Origin of the sequence: Streptomyces sp. SID5785, assembly GCF_009870065.1 — a bacterium.
Taxonomy (GTDB): domain Bacteria; phylum Actinomycetota; class Actinomycetes; order Streptomycetales; family Streptomycetaceae; genus Streptomyces.
The window spans coordinates 1-275 of sequence record NZ_WWIA01000421.1 but is presented as its reverse complement, the minus strand read 5'-3'; the positions used below and the strand labels follow the sequence as shown (position 1 = coordinate 275).

The following is a 275-nucleotide window of genomic DNA, read 5'->3' as shown; positions in this document are numbered from 1 at the left end:
AGCGGCTTGAGCGACTCCCGGTACTCGACGCCCTCCAGGGCCTCGTCCTCGGCGCCCAGCGTGTCCGCGACGGCGGGGGACTCGTCGTCGGTGTCCGGGACGTCCAGGGACAGCGTGGAGTACGCGTTGGCCGACTCCAGGCCCTCCAGGACCTCCTCCTCGGAGATGCCCAGCTTCTCCGCCAGCTCGTGGACCGTGGGGGAGCGGCCGTGCAGCTGGGACAGCTCGGCGGTCGCCGTGGTCAGCGCGAGCCGCAGCTCCTGGAGCCGGCGCGG

General features: G+C 73.5%; 1 protein-coding gene. It reads right to left on the bottom strand.

Translation table 11 applies throughout. The features are described 5' to 3' along the window. On the bottom strand, positions 1 to 275 hold a 275-nt coding region (locus GTW43_RS13845), incomplete at both ends, for a sigma-70 domain-containing protein (protein WP_272922527.1).